The following is a 16,003-nucleotide window of genomic DNA, read 5'->3' on the forward strand; positions in this document are numbered from 1 at the left end:
TCAGTGACGGGCGCGGCCGTACCGGTACATGGTCAGCGGCGCGAAGACCGCGACGAGGACCGCGCAGGCCAGGAACGCCCAGCCCATCTGGCCCGCGGTCACGGTGCCGTCCATCAGGCCGCGCATGGCGGTCGTCACGACGCTGATCGGATTGACCTTGATCAGCGCCTCCAGCCAGCCGGGCATCGTCTGCTGCGGCACCATGACGTTGCTGGCGACGACGAGGATGAACAGGAGCGTCCAGCTCAGCGTCTGCGCCGCGGTCGGCGTCCGTACGCTGACCCCGACGAAGGTGCCGATCCAGGCGAGGCTGAAGGCGAACACCTGGAGGAACAGCAGCGCCAGCACCACCCCGGCCAGGCCGCCGTCCGGGCGGAACCCCAGCGCCAGCCCCAGCAGCAGCGGCACGACCGACGCCACCGCGTACCGCACGACATCGCCCAGCATCGCCCCGACCAGCACCGACGACTGCCACACCGGCAGCGACCGCACCCGGTCGAAGACCCCCTGGTCGACGTCCTGGTTCAGCACGATGCCGGTGTACGCCGTCGTCAGGGCCACCGCCATGACCATGACACCGGGCAGGAAGAAGTGCAGGTAGCGGCCGGGTGACCCGGCGATCGCGCCGCCCACCAGGTAGGTGAACGAGAGCGTGAAGATGACCGGGAGCATGAGGGCATCCACCAGCTGGTTCGGTGAGTGCTTGATCTTCAGAAGCGCGCGCCACCCGAACGTCATCGACGCCGACAGCGCGCCGGCCCTCGGCGGACGCTCGCCGCGCGGTGCCAGCGGCCCCCGCGCACGCGTCATCGGCTGGGACGTCGTCATCTCGCCCGCCTCCTCACTTCACCGTCTGCGTGTCGTCGTCCTTGGCCTCGTCGGGCTCGTCGGGCTCGGCCCCGACCTTCTCGGCCTCGTCCTTCTCGGCCTCGTCCTTCTTCGCACGCCCGTCGTCGGCGACCGGGTGGCCGGTCAGGGCGAGGAAGACGTCGTCCAGGCTCGACTGGGCCATCGAGAAGTCGTCGAGGGCGATACCGGCGTCGGCCAGTGCCGTGACCGCCCGTGCCGCCTGCTGGGCGTCGGCGACCCGCACCGACAGCCTGTGCGGATCGGAGTCCGCGCCCGGCTCCACGGCCAGCATGCGGGAGAGCATCTCCTCCGCCTGCGCGCGCTGCCCGGGATCCTGGAGCCGCAGCTTCAGCGCGCCGGTACCGACCTGGGACTTCAGCTTCCCGGGCGTGTCCTGTGCGATGACCTTGCCGTGGTCCAGGACCGCGACCCGGTCGGAGAGCCGGTCGGCCTCGTCGAGGTACTGCGTCGTCAGCAGCACGGTCGTGCCCCCGGCGACCAGGGTGCGGATGATGCCCCACACCTGGTTGCGGGCCCGCGGGTCGAGGCCCGTGGTCGGCTCGTCCAGGAAGAGCAGGTCCGGGGTGATGATGATGCTGGCGGCGATGTCGATCCGGCGCCGCTCGCCGCCGGAGCAGGTCTTCACCGGACGGTCCGCCACCTCCGACAGCTCGAAGGCGTCGACCAGGTCGTCGGCCCGCTGCCGCGCCGCGGCGCCCCGGTGCCCGAGCAGCCGCCCCACCATCGCGAGGTTCTCCCTCCCGGTGAGGTCCTCGTCGATCGAGGTGGACTGCCCCGTGACGCTCACGCGGGACCGCACGGCGTCGGCCTCCCGCACCACATCGTGGCCGAGCACCCTGGCCGTGCCCTCCGTCGGGCGCAGCAGCGTCGTCAGGATCCGGAGGAACGTGGTCTTGCCGGCGCCGTTCGGCCCCAGCAGGCTCTGGACGATTCCGGTGGGGACGGCCAGATCGACGCCGTTCACCGCCCGGGTATCGCCGAAGGTCCTGACCAGCCCGGACGTCTCGACAGCGAGGGTCGATTTCGATCCCACGGTTGTGCCTCCCGTCGCCACCAGAAGATCAAGCTCATCTTAAAGTAGCAGCTTATATAAGTCAATGCCTAAGAAGCGCCGGAGGCGCGCGCCGTCCGGCCGTCGCGGCTGCCCGGCTCCCCGGTCTCGGGCGCGCCGGTCGCGCACCGGACGGCGGGCGCAAGCCGATGATCACTCCCTTGCTAACTTGAAAAAAACATAGTAGCGTCCGTTTTCATGGCTCATCTCGTTCGGTTCGGGGAATCGTGATGCGACCACGCCACATTCTTTTCGCCGTCACCGGCGGGTCCGGTCATATCCGCCCGACCTTCGGCGTCCTCGACGAACTCTCCGCCCGGGGATACGACATCAGTTTCGTGACTTCCGGCGACTATTTCGACGACCTCGCGCAGGTCGGGGCCCGGCAGATCCGCCACCGATCGATATTCGAGGACGGTGTCGACCTGCCGGAGATGGTCGAGCAGGAGGACGCCGAGGCGCTGACGGTGAGGGCGTTCATCAACGAGAACCTCGCGATGCTCAGGGCGGCGGAAAGCGCTCTGGACGAGAACCCGCCGGACCTGGTCGTCTACGACATATTCCCGCTGATCGCCGGGCGCCTGCTGGCCGCCAGGTGGCAGCGGCCCGCCGTGTGCATCAACGGAGGCTTCGCCTCCAACGAGCACTATTCGGTGTGGGAGGCGCTGAGCGCGGTGCACGGGCACCGGCCGATCGTCGAGACCGAGACCTTCCAGCAGATGATCTCCGAGCTTCTCCCGGAATATGGCATCGACCGGTCCCCGACGGAGTTCTGGAACGCGATCGAGGACCTCAACGTCATCTTCCTGCCGCGATCGTTCCAGGTGAAGAGCGACACCTTCGACGACCGTTTCGTGTTCGTCGGGCCGAGCTTCTCGCAGGGGCGGCTCCAGCCGGGATGGCGCCCACCCGAAGAGGACGGCGATGTGCTCCTCGTCTCCCTGGGATCGACGTTCAACGGGCATCCGGAATTCTTCCGCAGCTGCGCGCAGGCATTCGCCGGCACGCCGTGGCACGTCGTGATAGCGACGGGCAACGGCACCGACCCGAAAGCACTCGAGCCGTTGCCGCCCAATGTCGAGGCGCACCAGTACATCTCGTTCATGGAGGTCCTCCGCCACGCGAAGGCGTTCATCCTGCAGGGCACCCTCGGCGCCACGATGGAGGCCGTCCACTGGGGCTGCCCGATGCTCTACTTCACCGAGTACGCGGTCGAGGCCAGGCCGTTCGCCGAGCGGTCCGTCGAACTCGGCCTGGGCCATGTGCTCCGGCCCGAGCAGGTCGAGGGCGCAGGGCTCGTCTCCGCGGTGGAGAACCTGGTCGCCGACGACGCCGTCCGCCGGCGGATCTCGCGGATGCGTGCGGAGGCCCGCGACGCCGGCGGCGCCGTCCGGGCGGCGGAGGCGATCGATGCGTACGCGCGGCGGGCCGTGTCCCGGTCGGACGGCGCGTTCGGCGCCGTCCGCTGACATGCCGATGGTCGCCTCGTTCGAGCCGGCCGTAGCGGGGAAGGGCGGATGACCGATGGCGGTCGTGGTCACCGGCGGCTGTGGCTTCATCGGCAGCCACCTCGTGGAGCGCCTCGCGCGCCAGGGCGAGGACGTGGTCGTCTACGATCCCGCGGCACTGCCGCCCGACCTGGACTGCGGCGGGGCCGCCGTCCGCCACGTCAGGGCCGACATCCGCGACGAGCGGGCGCTCGCCGGCGCCATCGGCCCGGACGTACACACCGTCTACCACCTCTGCGCGCTGGTCGGGGTCGACCAGTACCTCGACGACCCGCTCGAAGTGATCGACGTCGCGGTCTCCGGCACCCGCAACGTGCTGCGCGCGGCGTCCGCCGCCGGGGTCAAGGTGGTGGTCTCCAGCACCAGCGAGATCTACGGCAAGAACCCCGACGTCCCCTGGTCGGAGGACGCGGACCGGGTGCTGGGCAGCGTCACCGCCGACCGGTGGTCCTACTCCGCGAGCAAGGCCGTCGCCGAGCACATGGTCGTCGCCTACGCCCGCCATCGGGGCCTGCGCGCCTCGGTCGTGCGGTACTTCAACGTCTACGGGCCGCGGCAGCGCCCGGCGTACGTGATCAGCAAGACCGTGCACCGGGTGCTGCGCGGCCTGCCCCCGCTGTTGTACGACGACGGCACCCAGACGCGCTGCTTCACCTTCGTCGAGGACGCGGTGGACGCCACGTTGCGGGTGGGCGCCGGCGAGATCGCCGACGGCCGGTGCTTCAACGTCGGCAGCGACCGGGAGACCTCCGTGGCCGACGCGGTCCGGCTGGTGACCCGGCTGGCCGGGGCGGAGTTCGCCCCGATCCGCGTGAGCACGGACTCGGCGCTGGGCAGCGCCTACGAGGACATTCCCCGGCGCGTCCCGGATGTCGGGAAGGCCAGGGAACTGCTCGGCTGGCGCAGCCGTACCCCGCTGCGGGCCGGACTCGCCAGGACGATCGCGTGGGCCAGGCAGAGCCCGTGGTGGCTGGACGCCGTCGCGGGCGCGCCCCGGCGGTCGCTGGTACCCACAGGCGTCACGACGGCCGCGGACGGCCGGAAAGCGAGGGGACATGACATCGGGTGAGACGGCGGCGACGGCCGCGGGCACCGGCGCCCTGCCCGCCCCGGCCGCCTACATGTGCGGGCTGACCTGGGACGGAACCCGGCTGTGGCATTCGGACCAGGACGCGGAGAGGATCTTCGCGATCGACCCGGCGACCGGCGGGGTGATCAGGACGTTCGCCTGCGACAGGGTGCGGGCGGACCTCGCTTACGACGGCGCCCGCCTGTGCCAGGTCGGCGGCCGTCCGAAGCGGATCGTACTGATCGATCCGGACGACGGCCGGATCACCGGGGAGAAGGAGGTGCTTCCCGCGAGCGGCAGGCTGACCGGGATCGAACTCGGGCCGGAGGGCATGTACATGTGCCTGCGCGGTCCGACCGTGGTGCAGCTCCGGGACTACGACACCATGACCGTTCTCCGGGAGTTCCCGGCGGCGGGGGAGTCGCCCTCCGGGCTCACGTACGCCGACGGCGTCGTCGTCTACGGCGACTTCGACGACGCCGTGCTCCGCGCGATGGATCCGAGCACCGGGGAGCACCTGGGGGCTCTGCCCGTGCCGGGCCGCCCCACCGGGCTGACCTGGGACGGCCGCCGCCTCTGGTACTGCGACTTCCCGGCGCGCGCCATCCGCCCACTGGAACTGTCCGCGGTTCTCTCCGCCTGAGTGGACCCCCGGAGGCGCGCGGACCTCCTACTTGCTCTTCTTCCGGCCCACCACTTCGTTGATCCAGATCGGCACGAACGGGGACGTGCAGTTCGGGGGAGTGGGGTAGTCCTTGAGCACCTCCAGGCGCTCACCGATCTCGATCGCGCGGGCGCGGTGCTCCTCGTGTTTGATCCCGATGTTGCCCAGGCAGTCGTTCATCGCCCACTGCAGGCGCTCCGGCGCGCCCTTCATCTCGGCCTCGATGACGTCGAGCAGCTTGTCGAGGTCGAGGCCGTCGGGCCTGCGCATCACGCGCTCGGTGGTCAGCGCCCAGCCGGCGCTCGCGATGACCGGATCCGCGTCGTCGAGCCAGGCCAGGCGCAGCTCCTCGGAGTGAGGGCTCTTCTTCACCACGTAGTTCACGAGCCAGTCGTGCACTTTGGGGGTGCGTGCCTCGCGGAGCATGGCGTCCAGTTCGTCGCGCTCGAACGCCTTCGGGCGGCAGATCAGTGTCGCCAGCAGCCTCGCCGAACTGTCGTCGGTCTTCCAGAGTTCGCGCGCGAGGTCCTGCTGCGTCTTCAGCCGTTTGGCCAGCGCCCGCAGCTTGCCGAGGTTCACGCCGTGGTCGTCACCCCGCTTCGCGTTCACCTCGCGGGCCTTCGGGTCCTCAAGTCCGGCCAGCTCGGCCATCACCTCGGCCACCGCCGTCTCGGCCATCTCAGCCTCCTGTGCCTCGTATTACGAGGGTCTGAGAATATAGGCTTAGTTGACAATTGTCGCAATATCGAGCTTAACATGCAGTGCGTTTCCATTCAACTCTCCCGGTCTTCACCGAGAGGGCTTTCGTCTTGTTTATGTTAACCAGTTGCTATGCGGCAGATAGCGGCGTATCGGCCGATCTCATCCTGTATTCGAGAGCGCCGAGGCCGTCGCGGAGGAGCGTCCCCCGGCCGCCATGCCGCCGGACAGGGCCGAACCCGGCACGTCGGCGGGGCCATTGTCGTAGAGTCCGATGTCGAATCGACCCGTGCCGCCGACGGACTCGAAAGGGCCAGCGATGAGCGACGACGAGCCGGAGATCCCGCCGATGTGGCCGGTGGGGACGAGCCAGGAGTACATCGACGCGCGGATCGAACTGGCGAAGGCCGAACGGCTGCTGCGCGACCGGGTCGAGGAGGTCGCCGCCGCGCGGCGCCGGATGCCCCGGGGCGCGGTGCTCGGCGACTACACCCTCACCGGGGGACCTGCGGCCCTGGAGAAGGACGAGCCGACCGAGCCGGTGTCCCTCCGCGACTTGTTCGGCGACCACGAGACCCTGGTCGTCTACCACCTCATGTACCACCCCGACGCCGAGGCGGCGTGCCCGATGTGCTCGATGTGGGTGGACGGCTTCAACGGGGTCGCCGCGCACCTGGCGCAGCACACCGCCTTCGCCGTCATCGGCAAGGCGCCACTGCCGATGCTGCGGGCCTGGGCGCGGCGGAGGGGCTGGGAGGGGGTGCGCATCCTGTCCAGTCACGGCACGGCGTTCAACGCCGACATGCACGCCGAGCGCCCGGACGGGGCGCAGCGCCCCATGATCAGCGTCCTGGCCCGCGAGGACGGGCGGGTCCGCCACTTCTACACGCTGCCGGCCGACTTCCTCGACGGCGCCCAGCGCGGCATCGACCTGCTCTCCCCGGTCTGGAACGTGCTCGACCTGCTGCCCGGCGGCCGCGGCGACTGGTACGCCGGAAACGCCTACGCCGGGCGCGACTGAGCCCCGGCCGCCCGCAGGGCGATCGGAGCGTGCACGCCCGACCCCCGGACGATTCGGTATATATTTTGATAGTACCGAGCTGACCCCCGGGGGCCACGATGACGACGCAACCCGCGGACGCCGCCGGCACCTTCCCCGTTCCGCGCGCGTGCCCGTTCCGCCTGCCTCCGGAGTACGAGCGGCTGCGAACGGGAAAGCGCGCGGTCCGTGCCCGTATGGCCGGGGGGAACTCGGCGTGGCTGGTCGCGCGGCACGAGGACGCGCGGAAGGTCCTCAGCGATCCGAGGATGAGCGTCGATCGCCGCCGCGAGGGGTTTCCCCGGTTCGCCCCCGTCACCGAGGAGGAGCGGCAGGCGTCCTTCCGCGCCTTCCGGCCGCCGCTGAACTGGATGGACCCGCCCGAGCACACCGCCGCCCGGCGGTCCGTCCGCGCCGAGTTCTCGCCCGGGCGGACGGAGGCGCTGCGCCCGCGGGTCCAGGAGATCGTCGACCGGCGGCTGGACCTGATGGCGGCCGCCGCCCGCCCGGTCGACCTGGTGCGCGAACTCGCGGTTCCGGTGCCGTCACTGGTGATCTGCGAGCTCCTCGGCGTGCCCTACTCCGTGCACGGCCACTTCGAGGAGCGCACCGGGCGGATGTTCAGCCACGCCACCCCGGCCGCGGAGCGCGCCCGGGCGGCGCACGAGATCCGGTCCCTGCTGGCCGGGCTGGTGGCCGACAAGGAGCGCGACCCGCCCGACGACCTCCTCGGCCGCCTCATCGTCCGGGGGCGGCAGGAGGGCGCGCTTGATCTCGATGCGGTCGTGAGCATGGCGTTCGTGCTGCTCGTCGCCGGGCACTCCACCACCGCCGACATGATCGCGCTCGGTGCCCTGACCCTGCTCGAACATCCGGGCCAGCTCGCCTCGATGGTCGCCGACCCCGCCAGGACGCCGCTCGCGGTCGACGAACTGCTGCGGTACCTGACGGTCGTCAACGCCTCGACCGCGCGCACGGCGCTGGCGGACGTCGAGGTGGGCGGCGTCACGGTGCGTGCGGGGGAGGGCGTGGTCGTGCTGGGCCCGGCCGCCAACCGCGACCCGGAGGTGTTCGAGCGCCCGGACGAGTTCGACGTCGGGCGCGGCGGCGGGCGGCACCTGGCGTTCGGTGTCGGCCGGCACCGGTGCCTCGGGCACCACCTCGCGAGGATGGAGTTGCAGATCGTGTTCGACACCCTCTTCCGGCGCGTCCCGGGCCTGCGGCTGGCGGTTCCGTTCGGCGCGCTGTCGTTCAAGGAGAAGGCGAACATCTACGGGGTGCGCGAGCTCCCGGTCACCTGGTGAGGCCCCATCGCCTCCGCACCGCCGCGGATATTGAACGGGAGAAGATCATAGTTTAAGTTCATATAGTGATGTCCGCGTGCCGCGGTGCCCGAACCGGGGCGCCGTCCGGTCCCGTCGCGGGCGAGGGCACGGGGTAGGAAGGGCTCTTCCGGATATGCGTGTGATGTTCTGCTCTCATCCAGGTCTTGGTCACTTCTTCCCGCTCGTTCACCTCGCCTGGGCGTTCCGCACGGCGGGCCACGAGGTGATCGCCACGATCGCGGGGCCCACCGAAGGCGCGGCGGGCTCCGGTGTGGAGATCGTCGACGCCGCGCCCGGCTTCAGCATGGAGGCCGTCAACGAGCGGCTGGCCCGCGAGCACCCGGAGTTCGTGCAGACGGTCGCGACCAAGCCGGCGATCAACCTCGACGAGTGGGGGCCCGGGTTCGCCGCGATCAACCGGCCCCTGATCGACGGGATCATGGCGTTGACCGACGACTGGGGCCCGGACCTGGTGGTCTACGACCAGGGGACCACTGCCGGCCTGTTCGCGGCGGCCCGTGCCGGGGCGCCCGCCGTCCAGCGGAACGTGAGCGCCTGGCGCACCCGGGGCATGCACGAGGCGGCCGCGGCCCACCTGCCCGACGTCTGCGAGCGGTACGGCGTCTCCATCTCCAAGCCGGCGGTCACCATCGAGGAGTTCCCGCCCAGCATGCTCGCCGGCGAGCAGCCGGAGGGCTGGTTCATGCGCTGGCTGCCGCACAGCGGGGGATCGGTCATCGGGGACCGGCTGCTCCGGCCTCCCGAGCGGCCGCGCATCGCCGTGAGCATGGGCACGGTCGAGCTGCAGATGCTGGGAACCGGGACCATGCGCACGATCATCGACGCGGCCGGCGACGTGGACGCGGAGTTCGTGCTGGCGCTCGGCGGAGTCGACATCGGCTCGCTCGGCCCGCTGCCGGACAACGTCAGCTCCGTCGGCTGGATCCCGCTGCACTTCCTGCTGGGCACGTGCACCGCCATCGTCCACCACGGCGGCGGGGGAACGGCCCTGACGGCGATCGACGCCGGCATCCCGCAACTGATCACGCCCGACCCCAGGGACCTGTTCCAGCACACGACCCTGGAGGCGGTGCGCAGGCGGGGCATCGGGTTCGTGAGCGAGCGCGAGGACGTCGACGCCGGCCTGCTCACCCGGCTGATGACCGACGAGGGCATACGCGCCGCCACCGCGGAGGTCCAGCGGGAGATGGCGACCCTGCCCACGCCCGCCGCCACCGTCCAGCGCCTCACCGAGTACCTGTTCTGAGGCTCGCCGGGCGACACCCCGCCCCCGCCCCCGCTCCCGGTCACGGGTGGGGGCGGGGGCAGGTCCGTCAGGCTTCGGCGGCCGTGTCCGCGGGCACCGTTTCCGGCTCCGGCCGCGCCTCCTTCCGGCCCGCGGCCTCCAGGTCCGCGCGGAGATCGGACGGCAGCAGCGGCTCGTCGAGGAGCCGCTGGTAGCGCTCGACGAGGGACGTCCGGCCCGCGCCGGCGTTCAGCCACGCCCCCACCAGCCGCGGGCCCTCGATGTAGGTCACCGAGTAGGCCCGCCAGAGGGGGTCGGTGAGGAACCTCGTCATCCGCCGGGCATGGTCGGGAGGCACCAGGAGCCAGCGTTCCAGATACCCGGTGACCTGGTCGGGGTCGGCGCCGCGGTCGTGGATCATGATGGCCGCGTCTTGGCGCGCGGGCATCAGCAGCCGGATCAGCCGCAGGACCTCCTCCACCAGCTCGCCCTCCACCCGCACTCCCGCGCCGGCCAGGACGTCGGCGGTCCAGCGGCCCCAGCCCGGACCCGGCACCGCCGCGTCGGCCATCTCGGCGGCGCCCTCGGCCATGAGGCACTGCGGGGTGTTGACCAGCGAGATCAGGTGCTCGCCGTGGCCGGCGCCGGCGACGAGGCCGGCCTCCTTGCGGCAGTGCTCGGTGTGGTGCCCGGGGTAGGACTCGTGGATCGCCAGCAGCGGAAGGGCGGCGATGGTGCGGCCCGCCTCCGCGTTGAGCTCCACCCTGGAGCGGAACCCGCCGAGGTAGCGGTTGTAGGCGTTCCAGGGCTTGTCGCGCACGACCACGTACTCGACGCTCTCCCGCTCCGGCAGGCCGAACACCGTTCTGGTCATGGCGCGCAGCTCGCCGGACACCGCCCGCACGGCGCGCGCCAGCCGGTCCGGGGGGACGGCGTTGCGCTCGTAGAAGGCCGCCGTCCGGGCGCGCAGGTCCCCGGCGCCCGGCAGCAGCGCGCCGATCGCGTCGTGGATCTCCGCGTAGCGGTCGGGTTCGCCGAGTTCGATGTCGACCTCGAAGTACGTCCGGACCTCGTCACCGAACGGGATCTCCTCCCCGGCCATCCGGCGGGCCGCGCAGTTCAGCGCGGCGAGCTGCGCGGACAGGAACCGGCGCCTGGGCTCGGCCAGGCCGCTGTCGGGGAGCGCGGCCAGCAGCCGGGCCGACCGGGCGGCCAGCCCCGACGCGTCGGGCCGCGGTTCGGCGTCCACCCGGCGGGACAGCTCCGGGTCGCCGTACCAGGAGTCGACGAACCCGTCGGCGAGCCGGCCGAACCGCAGCCCGAGGCTGAGGTACTCGGTCACCACCTCTTCGTGCATCCGCGCTCCCTGGATCGCCGCCGTGTGGTCCGCCGCGGTCACCCCGCGGGGTCGTCGGGCGGGTCGAGCCAGACGCCGGCGAGGTCGTAGGCATGGCCGAGCGCGGGCATCGGGACCGCGTTCCGCACCCGCGGGCCGCGCAGTTGCGGGACCACCGGCCGCTGGAACAGGACGGGCACGACCGCGGCGTCCTCCAGCACCGTCCGCTCGGCCAGGTTCCAGGCCGCGGTCGACCGCGCGGGCTCCTCGATCGTGTCGAGCGCCCGCTCGATCAGGCGGTCGACCTCCGGACGGCGGTAGCGGCCGTGGTTCGCGGAGTTGCGGGAGTCGCTCGACTGGAACATCGGCTGCAGGAAGACCCGGCCGTTGGCCGGGTGCCAGTCCGGCGACCACGACGCGGCCGCGACGTCCCACGCTCCCGCCGCCGCGCGCTCCGGATCCCCGAGGAGGGCGTCCCTGGCGTCGTGGTCGAGCGCCACCAGGCGGACGGTGACGCCGGCCTTCTCCAGGTCGGCCGCGTACGAGCGCGCGACCGCGGCGTCCAGGCCGGTGTCGAGATGGACCGCGGTGAGCGCCAGCCCGCTCCCGCGGCCCGCCTCGGCGAGCAGCGCCCGGCACTTCTGCGGGTCTCCCCGGCCCCCCGGGGTCGCGTGGAGGTCGAGCTCCTGGTGCGCGTCGTTGCCCGGCGGCACGACGGAGCCGGCGATCCGCACCAGCGCACCGCCGCCGGACCGCCGGTACAGGTCGGCGATCGCCGCCTTGTCGATCGCGTACGAGAGGGCCCGGCGCACCCTGGCGTCGGCCAGCGCGCCGCCCGCGGTGGGACTCTGCACGTTGAAGACGAGGTACGGGTCGAGGGAGAGGCCGAGCCCGTCGCCCGGATCGGCCGGCTCGGCGCCGTGCGGCTCGGCGACCCGCACGCCCCACGGCAGGTCGGCCGCGCCCGACGCGACCCGCGCGGCGAGGTGTGCGGGCGCCGCGTCCTCGACCGTGACCTCGACCCCGTCGAGGTACCGGTGCCGGAGCGGATCGGACTCCTGCCGCCAGACGGGATTGGGTTCGAGCCGCAGCTCGCGGCCCGGCTCGAGGCGGGCGGGCCGGTACGGCCCGTTGCTCCGGAGGTTGCGGTGCAGTTCCGGGCTGCCGGGCAGGAACGCGTCGTACTCGACCGGGGCGGGCGAGGCGCAGGGCAGGGCCATGATGGCGGCGAAGTCGATGGCCGGCCGCATGAGCTCGATGACCAGCGACTCGTCGTCCAGGACGAGAACGCCGGGGATGTCGTGGGAGTTCTGGAAGGCGGCCAGTTCCTCGGCGGTCGGGCGGTCGCGGCGGATCGCCGCGGCGTAGTCCTCGCAGTACTGCGCCATGCCTCTGACCGTGCTGGTGAAGTAGGGCAGGGCGGCGGGCCTCGTGAGCGGGTTGGCCAGCCGCTTCAGCCCGCGCACGACGTCGTGCGCCGTGACCTCCCGCGCGGGCGCGGTGTCCCACAGCACGCCGCGCCGCAGGTGCACCACGTAGTTCGTGTGCCGCGCGCCCATCCCGGTGTTGTAGGTGGACGGGATGTCGGTCGCGAGGTCGGGCGCCGGGGCGACGGCCCGCCAGTCGCGCAGGTCCGGTGCGGGGGCGTAGCCGAACAGCTGCCGGGCGAACAGCCTGATGAGCCGGCCTTCGGGCGCCTGGTGGGAGGCCGACGGGTCGAGGCGGTGGACGGGGGCCGGGCCGCGGAGGCGGAGCGTCCCGCCGGGCCGCGGCAGGCCATCGCTCCACGGGGCGGCCTGGGGGCGGTCGGAGACGGTCATGACATCTCCTCGCCGAGGCGGGCCATGATGCCGATCGCCCGGTCGATCTCCTCGCGGGTGTTGAACAGGTGCGTGCAGACCCGCGCCGCGTAGTGCTGGTGCGGCGAGCCCGGGACGTCGAACTCGGTCCACCGGATCCAGATGCGGTGCTCCTGCTCCAGCCGGTCGGTGAACGCGGTGAACTTCTTGATGTTCCAGGCGGCCTCGGGGTCGCGGAACGGGTTGAAGGCGATGAGGGGGGACTTCAGCAGCGGATCCTCACCGGGCGAGAAGATCGACTCCTTGCCGAAGGCCTCCACGAGGCGCCGCCGGGCGTGGTCGCCGAGCTCCATCGCGCGCCGCTCGATGCGGTCCCGGCCGATCTCGTCCCAGATCTCGCAGGCCCGCGCCAGCGCGGCGCCCCTGGCGATGCTCGCGCTTCCGGCGCTCTGCACGTACAGGGCGGTGTCGTCGCTCTCGACCGACGTCCTCGTCCGCGGCGGGGGACTGCCGATCATCGGGTACCAGGTGGAGATCACCGGCCAGAACGTCGGCAGCGGCAGCGGGTTGTACTCGGGGAAGACCTTGTTGCGCAGGTAGAGGATGCCGGTCCCGAGCGGGCCGCACTGGAACTTCGATCCCGAGCACGCGATGAAGTCGGCGCCGAGCGCCCGCATGTCCAGGTTCACCAGTCCGGGCAGCAGGGCGCCGTCGATCACGGTGGTCAGGCCGTGCCGCTGCGCCAGCTCGCACAGCCTGCGCATCGGCATCATCGTGCCGGTGAACAGGGTGATCCCGGCGAACGCGAGCACCTTGGTGCGGGGCGTGATGGCCGCCTCGAAGAGGTCCACGATCTCGTCGGCCGTGACGTCGTAGCCGGTCGGCATGGTCAGCGTCTTGATCGTCAGGCCGTACCGGTTCCGGACGAGGTTAAAGTTCGAGAGCACCGAGTAGCACTCGTGGCTCGTGGTGACCACCTCGTCGCCCTCGTGGAGGTCGAGCCCCTGGATGATGCGGGCGACGCCCTCGGTGGCGTTGTGGCAGATCACGATCTCGTCCTGGTCGACGCCGAACGCCCTGCCGATGGCGGCGCGGTGCTCGTAGTAGCCGGACGGCTTGTAGACGTCGGCCAGCCCGCCGGTCCATTCGCGGGTCACCCGGTCCATCGTGTCGAGCACCTCGTAGGGCATCGCCCCGACGGTGCCGGTGTTGAGGTGGGTCGTGGTCGGATCCAGGGCGAACAGTTCGCGGATGCTCTCCCATGGCGCGTCGCGGAGCCGCCGCGGCGATCCGCCGTTCGCCGGCCCGGCCGGGTCCGGGACGCTGCGCTCGTCGGGCTTCACGGACTGTGTCACGAGTGACCCCCTCCACGTGCGGATGACCAGTCTCCCTCACAATACAATATGTTTTTGAAGTTACTCGGCCAACGGACCCTGGATGAGGGCATTCCGCGCGCCAGGGCCGGGACCGGGCGCCGCGCTCCGCCGCGCGGGCAAGCGCCCCTCGTGGATGAGGGTGCACGCGAGGGTCGGGATGCGCCGTGGAGGCCGGCCGGGCTGGCCGCGGGAGGCTCCAGTCGGGTCCGGCGTTCCTAGGTTGCTTTAAGAAACGATGGTAATCTCCGGCGGTAGAGGCGGGTCGCCGGCGGTGGCCGCGGCGCCCGGTGACGTGCAGGGAAGGTGATCGGTGTGGAGCCTCGTCACGGCGGTACACTCCGCTACTACGGACCGGGCGGAATGGACCATGTCGACCCCGCGTGCGCCTATTACGCCTTTTCGCATCAGATCATCAGGCTGTTCGCCCGGCAGTTGTTCGGCTACCCGACGGCCGTGGACGAGACCGCCCTGACCCCGGTCCCCGACGTCGCCGTGGAGTCGCCGACGGTGGCCAACGGCGGGATGAGCCCGGACGGGCTCGTGTACCGGATCCGCCTGCGCCCGGGCGTCATGTGGGACACCGACCCGCCGCGCGAGGTGACGGCGGAGGACTTCGTGCGCGGCTTCAAGCGGATGTGCAACCCGGTGGCCGGCGCCGGGGCGATCGCCTACTACACGAGCACGGTCAGGGGGATGGCCGAGTTCGCCGAGGGCTACCGGCGGGAGTTCGCCGGACGGACCCCGTCGGCCGCCGACCTGGCCGGCTACCAGAACGCGCACGAGATCTCCGGGCTGCGGGCCGACGGCGCCCGCACCCTGGTCGTCGAGCTGGTGCGGCCCGCCAACGACCTGCTGAACCTCCTGTCGATGATGTTCGCGTCCGCGGCGCCGCGCGAATACGACGCGTTCGTTCCGGACAGCGCCGAATTCGTGGCCAATGTTCGGTCCAACGGCCCGTACCGTCTCACCGGCTATGAGAACGGCCGTTTCCTGACGATGGAGCGGAACCCGGTGTGGCGGCAGGACACCGATCCTCTGCGGCACCAGTACGTCGACGGCCTGGACGTGCGGATGGCGCGCGTCGACGACGACCGGGTGCGGGAGGCGATCTGGAGCGGGGAGGCCGATCTCTCGTGGGGAGCGCCGGTCATCAGCGAGGACCGACGCCCCCCGGACGCGGACCGGCATCTCGGGTACGCGATGAACCCCTATCTGGTGTTCAACCTGAGAACCCCCAACGAGGGCGGGGCGCTGCGCGACGTCAGGGTGCGCAGAGCCGTCGCGTACGCCGTCGACAAGGCCTCCATGGTCAAACTGCTCGACGACATGGACCTGGGCACGGTGACCCGGACCGCCCACACGGCGATCCCTCCGGGCAACACCGGGCACCGCGAGTACGACCGCTATCCGACGCCGGGGGACCACGGCGATCCGGCGAAGGCGCGGGCGCTGCTCGCCGAGGCGGGGTACCCCGACGGGCTCACCCTCAGGGTCCTGTACCGTGCCGACGCCCCGCACGCCGACATCGCGCGGTACTACGCCGCCGACCTGGAGAAGGCGGGGTTCACGGTCGAACTGCGGTTGATCAGCCAGCCCGACGCGTACTACCGCTTCCTGCAGAACCCGGCCATGGCCGAGGCCGGCGAGTGGGACGTCACGGCGGCGGCGTGGACGCCCGACTGGTTCGGCAACAACGGCCGTGCCTACGTCCAGCCGATGTTCCAGTCCAACTTCGCCGCCGGCACCAGCAACTACGGCGGGTACTGCAACCCCGAGGTCGACCGCCTCATCGAGGAGGCCCTGTCCGAACCGGATCCGGCGCGGGCGGAGGACCTGTGGCACCGGATCGACCGGCAGGTCATCGAGGACGTCGCGATCGTGCCCGTCCTGGCCTGCGAGCCGACCATTCCGCACATGACCAGCGCCCGCGTGCGCAACGGGCTGCCGCTGCCCCAGGTGGACCGCTGGCTCGACGCGGCCTGCATCTGGCTCGACCCGCCCGACTGACGCCGCGGGCGGCG

The 16,003-nt window shown here is 71.5% G+C and carries 13 protein-coding genes; 7 read left to right on the top strand and 6 right to left on the bottom strand.

Going from position 1 to position 16,003, the window contains the following annotated elements; genetic code table 11:
- Positions 1-828 (bottom strand): ABC transporter permease, encoded by an 828-nt coding sequence (locus CHC11_RS34235; protein ID WP_089316029.1) that lies wholly within the window; start codon positions 826-828, stop codon positions 1-3.
- Between the two features lie 13 nt (positions 829-841).
- Positions 842-1,903, bottom strand: a complete 1,062-nt coding sequence (locus tag CHC11_RS34240; RefSeq protein WP_089316030.1) for an ATP-binding cassette domain-containing protein — start codon at positions 1,901-1,903, stop codon at positions 842-844.
- Positions 1,904-2,151: 248 nt separating this feature from the next.
- On the opposite strand from CHC11_RS34240, the gene CHC11_RS34245 reads away from it, so the two are divergent.
- From CHC11_RS34245 to CHC11_RS34255, 3 genes are read left to right on the top strand one after another with little or no spacing between them, the layout of a single operon-like run.
- A complete protein-coding gene (locus tag CHC11_RS34245) occupies positions 2,152-3,390 on the top strand; it encodes a macrolide family glycosyltransferase (protein ID WP_089316031.1) in 1,239 nt (412 codons plus the stop codon).
- Positions 3,391-3,445: 55 nt separating this feature from the next.
- Positions 3,446-4,498, top strand: coding sequence for an NAD-dependent epimerase/dehydratase family protein (locus CHC11_RS34250; protein WP_089316032.1), 1,053 nt, complete (start codon positions 3,446-3,448; stop codon positions 4,496-4,498).
- A complete protein-coding gene (locus CHC11_RS34255; RefSeq protein WP_089316033.1) occupies positions 4,485-5,141 on the top strand; it encodes a YncE family protein in 657 nt (218 codons plus the stop codon). The genes CHC11_RS34250 and CHC11_RS34255 overlap by 14 nt, the downstream gene beginning before the upstream one ends.
- 27 nt (positions 5,142-5,168) lie before the next feature.
- On the opposite strand, the gene CHC11_RS34260 is transcribed toward CHC11_RS34255, so the two are convergent.
- Positions 5,169-5,840: a DNA alkylation repair protein gene (locus CHC11_RS34260; RefSeq protein ID WP_089316034.1), complete on the bottom strand. Its 672-nt coding sequence runs from the start codon at positions 5,838-5,840 to the stop codon at positions 5,169-5,171.
- A gap of 340 nt (positions 5,841-6,180) precedes the next feature.
- Here CHC11_RS34260 and CHC11_RS34265 point away from each other — a divergent pair, with 340 nt between their 5' ends.
- The 3 genes from CHC11_RS34265 to CHC11_RS34275 all read left to right on the top strand — a co-directional run bounded on the left by CHC11_RS34265 (position 6,181) and on the right by CHC11_RS34275 (position 9,492).
- On the top strand, positions 6,181-6,882 hold the full coding sequence (locus CHC11_RS34265; RefSeq protein WP_089316035.1) for a DUF899 family protein: 702 nt from the start codon (positions 6,181-6,183) through the stop codon (positions 6,880-6,882).
- A gap of 98 nt (positions 6,883-6,980) precedes the next feature.
- Complete coding sequence (locus tag CHC11_RS34270; protein ID WP_089316036.1) at positions 6,981-8,204, top strand: cytochrome P450; 1,224 nt, start codon at positions 6,981-6,983, stop codon at positions 8,202-8,204.
- Positions 8,205-8,358: 154 nt separating this feature from the next.
- Entirely contained in the window at positions 8,359-9,492 is a 1,134-nt protein-coding gene (locus CHC11_RS34275; RefSeq protein ID WP_089316037.1) for a nucleotide disphospho-sugar-binding domain-containing protein, read from the top strand.
- 67 nt (positions 9,493-9,559) lie between these two features.
- Here the strand turns inward: CHC11_RS34275 and CHC11_RS34280 are convergent, their stop codons facing one another.
- From CHC11_RS34280 to CHC11_RS34290, 3 genes are read right to left on the bottom strand one after another with little or no spacing between them, the layout of a single operon-like run.
- Positions 9,560-10,828 carry a DUF885 domain-containing protein gene (locus CHC11_RS34280; protein WP_089316113.1) on the bottom strand — a complete coding sequence of 423 codons (1,269 nt, stop codon included), beginning with the start codon at positions 10,826-10,828 and terminating at the stop codon, positions 9,560-9,562.
- A gap of 38 nt (positions 10,829-10,866) precedes the next feature.
- Complete coding sequence (locus tag CHC11_RS34285) at positions 10,867-12,627, bottom strand: ABC transporter substrate-binding protein (RefSeq protein WP_089316038.1); 1,761 nt, start codon at positions 12,625-12,627, stop codon at positions 10,867-10,869.
- The gene (locus CHC11_RS34290) at positions 12,624-13,961 is read right to left on the bottom strand and encodes an aminotransferase class V-fold PLP-dependent enzyme (protein ID WP_218826362.1); all 1,338 of its coding nucleotides are present in this window, start codon (positions 13,959-13,961) and stop codon (positions 12,624-12,626) included. The genes CHC11_RS34285 and CHC11_RS34290 overlap by 4 nt, the downstream gene beginning before the upstream one ends.
- A gap of 381 nt (positions 13,962-14,342) precedes the next feature.
- On the opposite strand from CHC11_RS34290, the gene CHC11_RS34295 reads away from it, so the two are divergent.
- The gene (locus tag CHC11_RS34295; RefSeq protein ID WP_089316040.1) at positions 14,343-15,989 is read left to right on the top strand and encodes an ABC transporter substrate-binding protein; all 1,647 of its coding nucleotides are present in this window, start codon (positions 14,343-14,345) and stop codon (positions 15,987-15,989) included.
- The last annotated feature ends 14 nt before the right edge of the window (positions 15,990-16,003 follow it).

The organism is Actinomadura mexicana (assembly GCF_900188105.1).
Lineage (GTDB): Bacteria > Actinomycetota > Actinomycetes > Streptosporangiales > Streptosporangiaceae > Spirillospora > Spirillospora mexicana.

What these genes read in the sequence shown, in the direction of transcription:
- CHC11_RS34275 (WP_089316037.1), top strand. Translation starts at nt 8,359, where the DNA reads ATGCGTGTGATGTTCTGCTCTCATCCAGGTCTTGGTCACTTCTTCCCG.
- CHC11_RS34255 (WP_089316033.1), top strand. Translation starts at nt 4,485, where the DNA reads ATGACATCGGGTGAGACGGCGGCGACGGCCGCGGGCACCGGCGCCCTG.
- CHC11_RS34285 (WP_089316038.1), bottom strand. Translation starts at nt 12,627, where the DNA reads ATGACCGTCTCCGACCGCCCCCAGGCCGCCCCGTGGAGCGATGGCCTG.
- CHC11_RS34280 (WP_089316113.1), bottom strand. Translation starts at nt 10,828, where the DNA reads ATGCACGAAGAGGTGGTGACCGAGTACCTCAGCCTCGGGCTGCGGTTC.
- CHC11_RS34235 (WP_089316029.1), bottom strand. Translation starts at nt 828, where the DNA reads ATGACGACGTCCCAGCCGATGACGCGTGCGCGGGGGCCGCTGGCACCG.
- CHC11_RS34265 (WP_089316035.1), top strand. Translation starts at nt 6,181, where the DNA reads ATGAGCGACGACGAGCCGGAGATCCCGCCGATGTGGCCGGTGGGGACG.
- CHC11_RS34245 (WP_089316031.1), top strand. Translation starts at nt 2,152, where the DNA reads ATGCGACCACGCCACATTCTTTTCGCCGTCACCGGCGGGTCCGGTCAT.
- CHC11_RS34260 (WP_089316034.1), bottom strand. Translation starts at nt 5,840, where the DNA reads ATGGCCGAGACGGCGGTGGCCGAGGTGATGGCCGAGCTGGCCGGACTT.
- CHC11_RS34250 (WP_089316032.1), top strand. Translation starts at nt 3,446, where the DNA reads ATGGCGGTCGTGGTCACCGGCGGCTGTGGCTTCATCGGCAGCCACCTC.
- CHC11_RS34270 (WP_089316036.1), top strand. Translation starts at nt 6,981, where the DNA reads ATGACGACGCAACCCGCGGACGCCGCCGGCACCTTCCCCGTTCCGCGC.
- CHC11_RS34295 (WP_089316040.1), top strand. Translation starts at nt 14,343, where the DNA reads ATGGACCATGTCGACCCCGCGTGCGCCTATTACGCCTTTTCGCATCAG.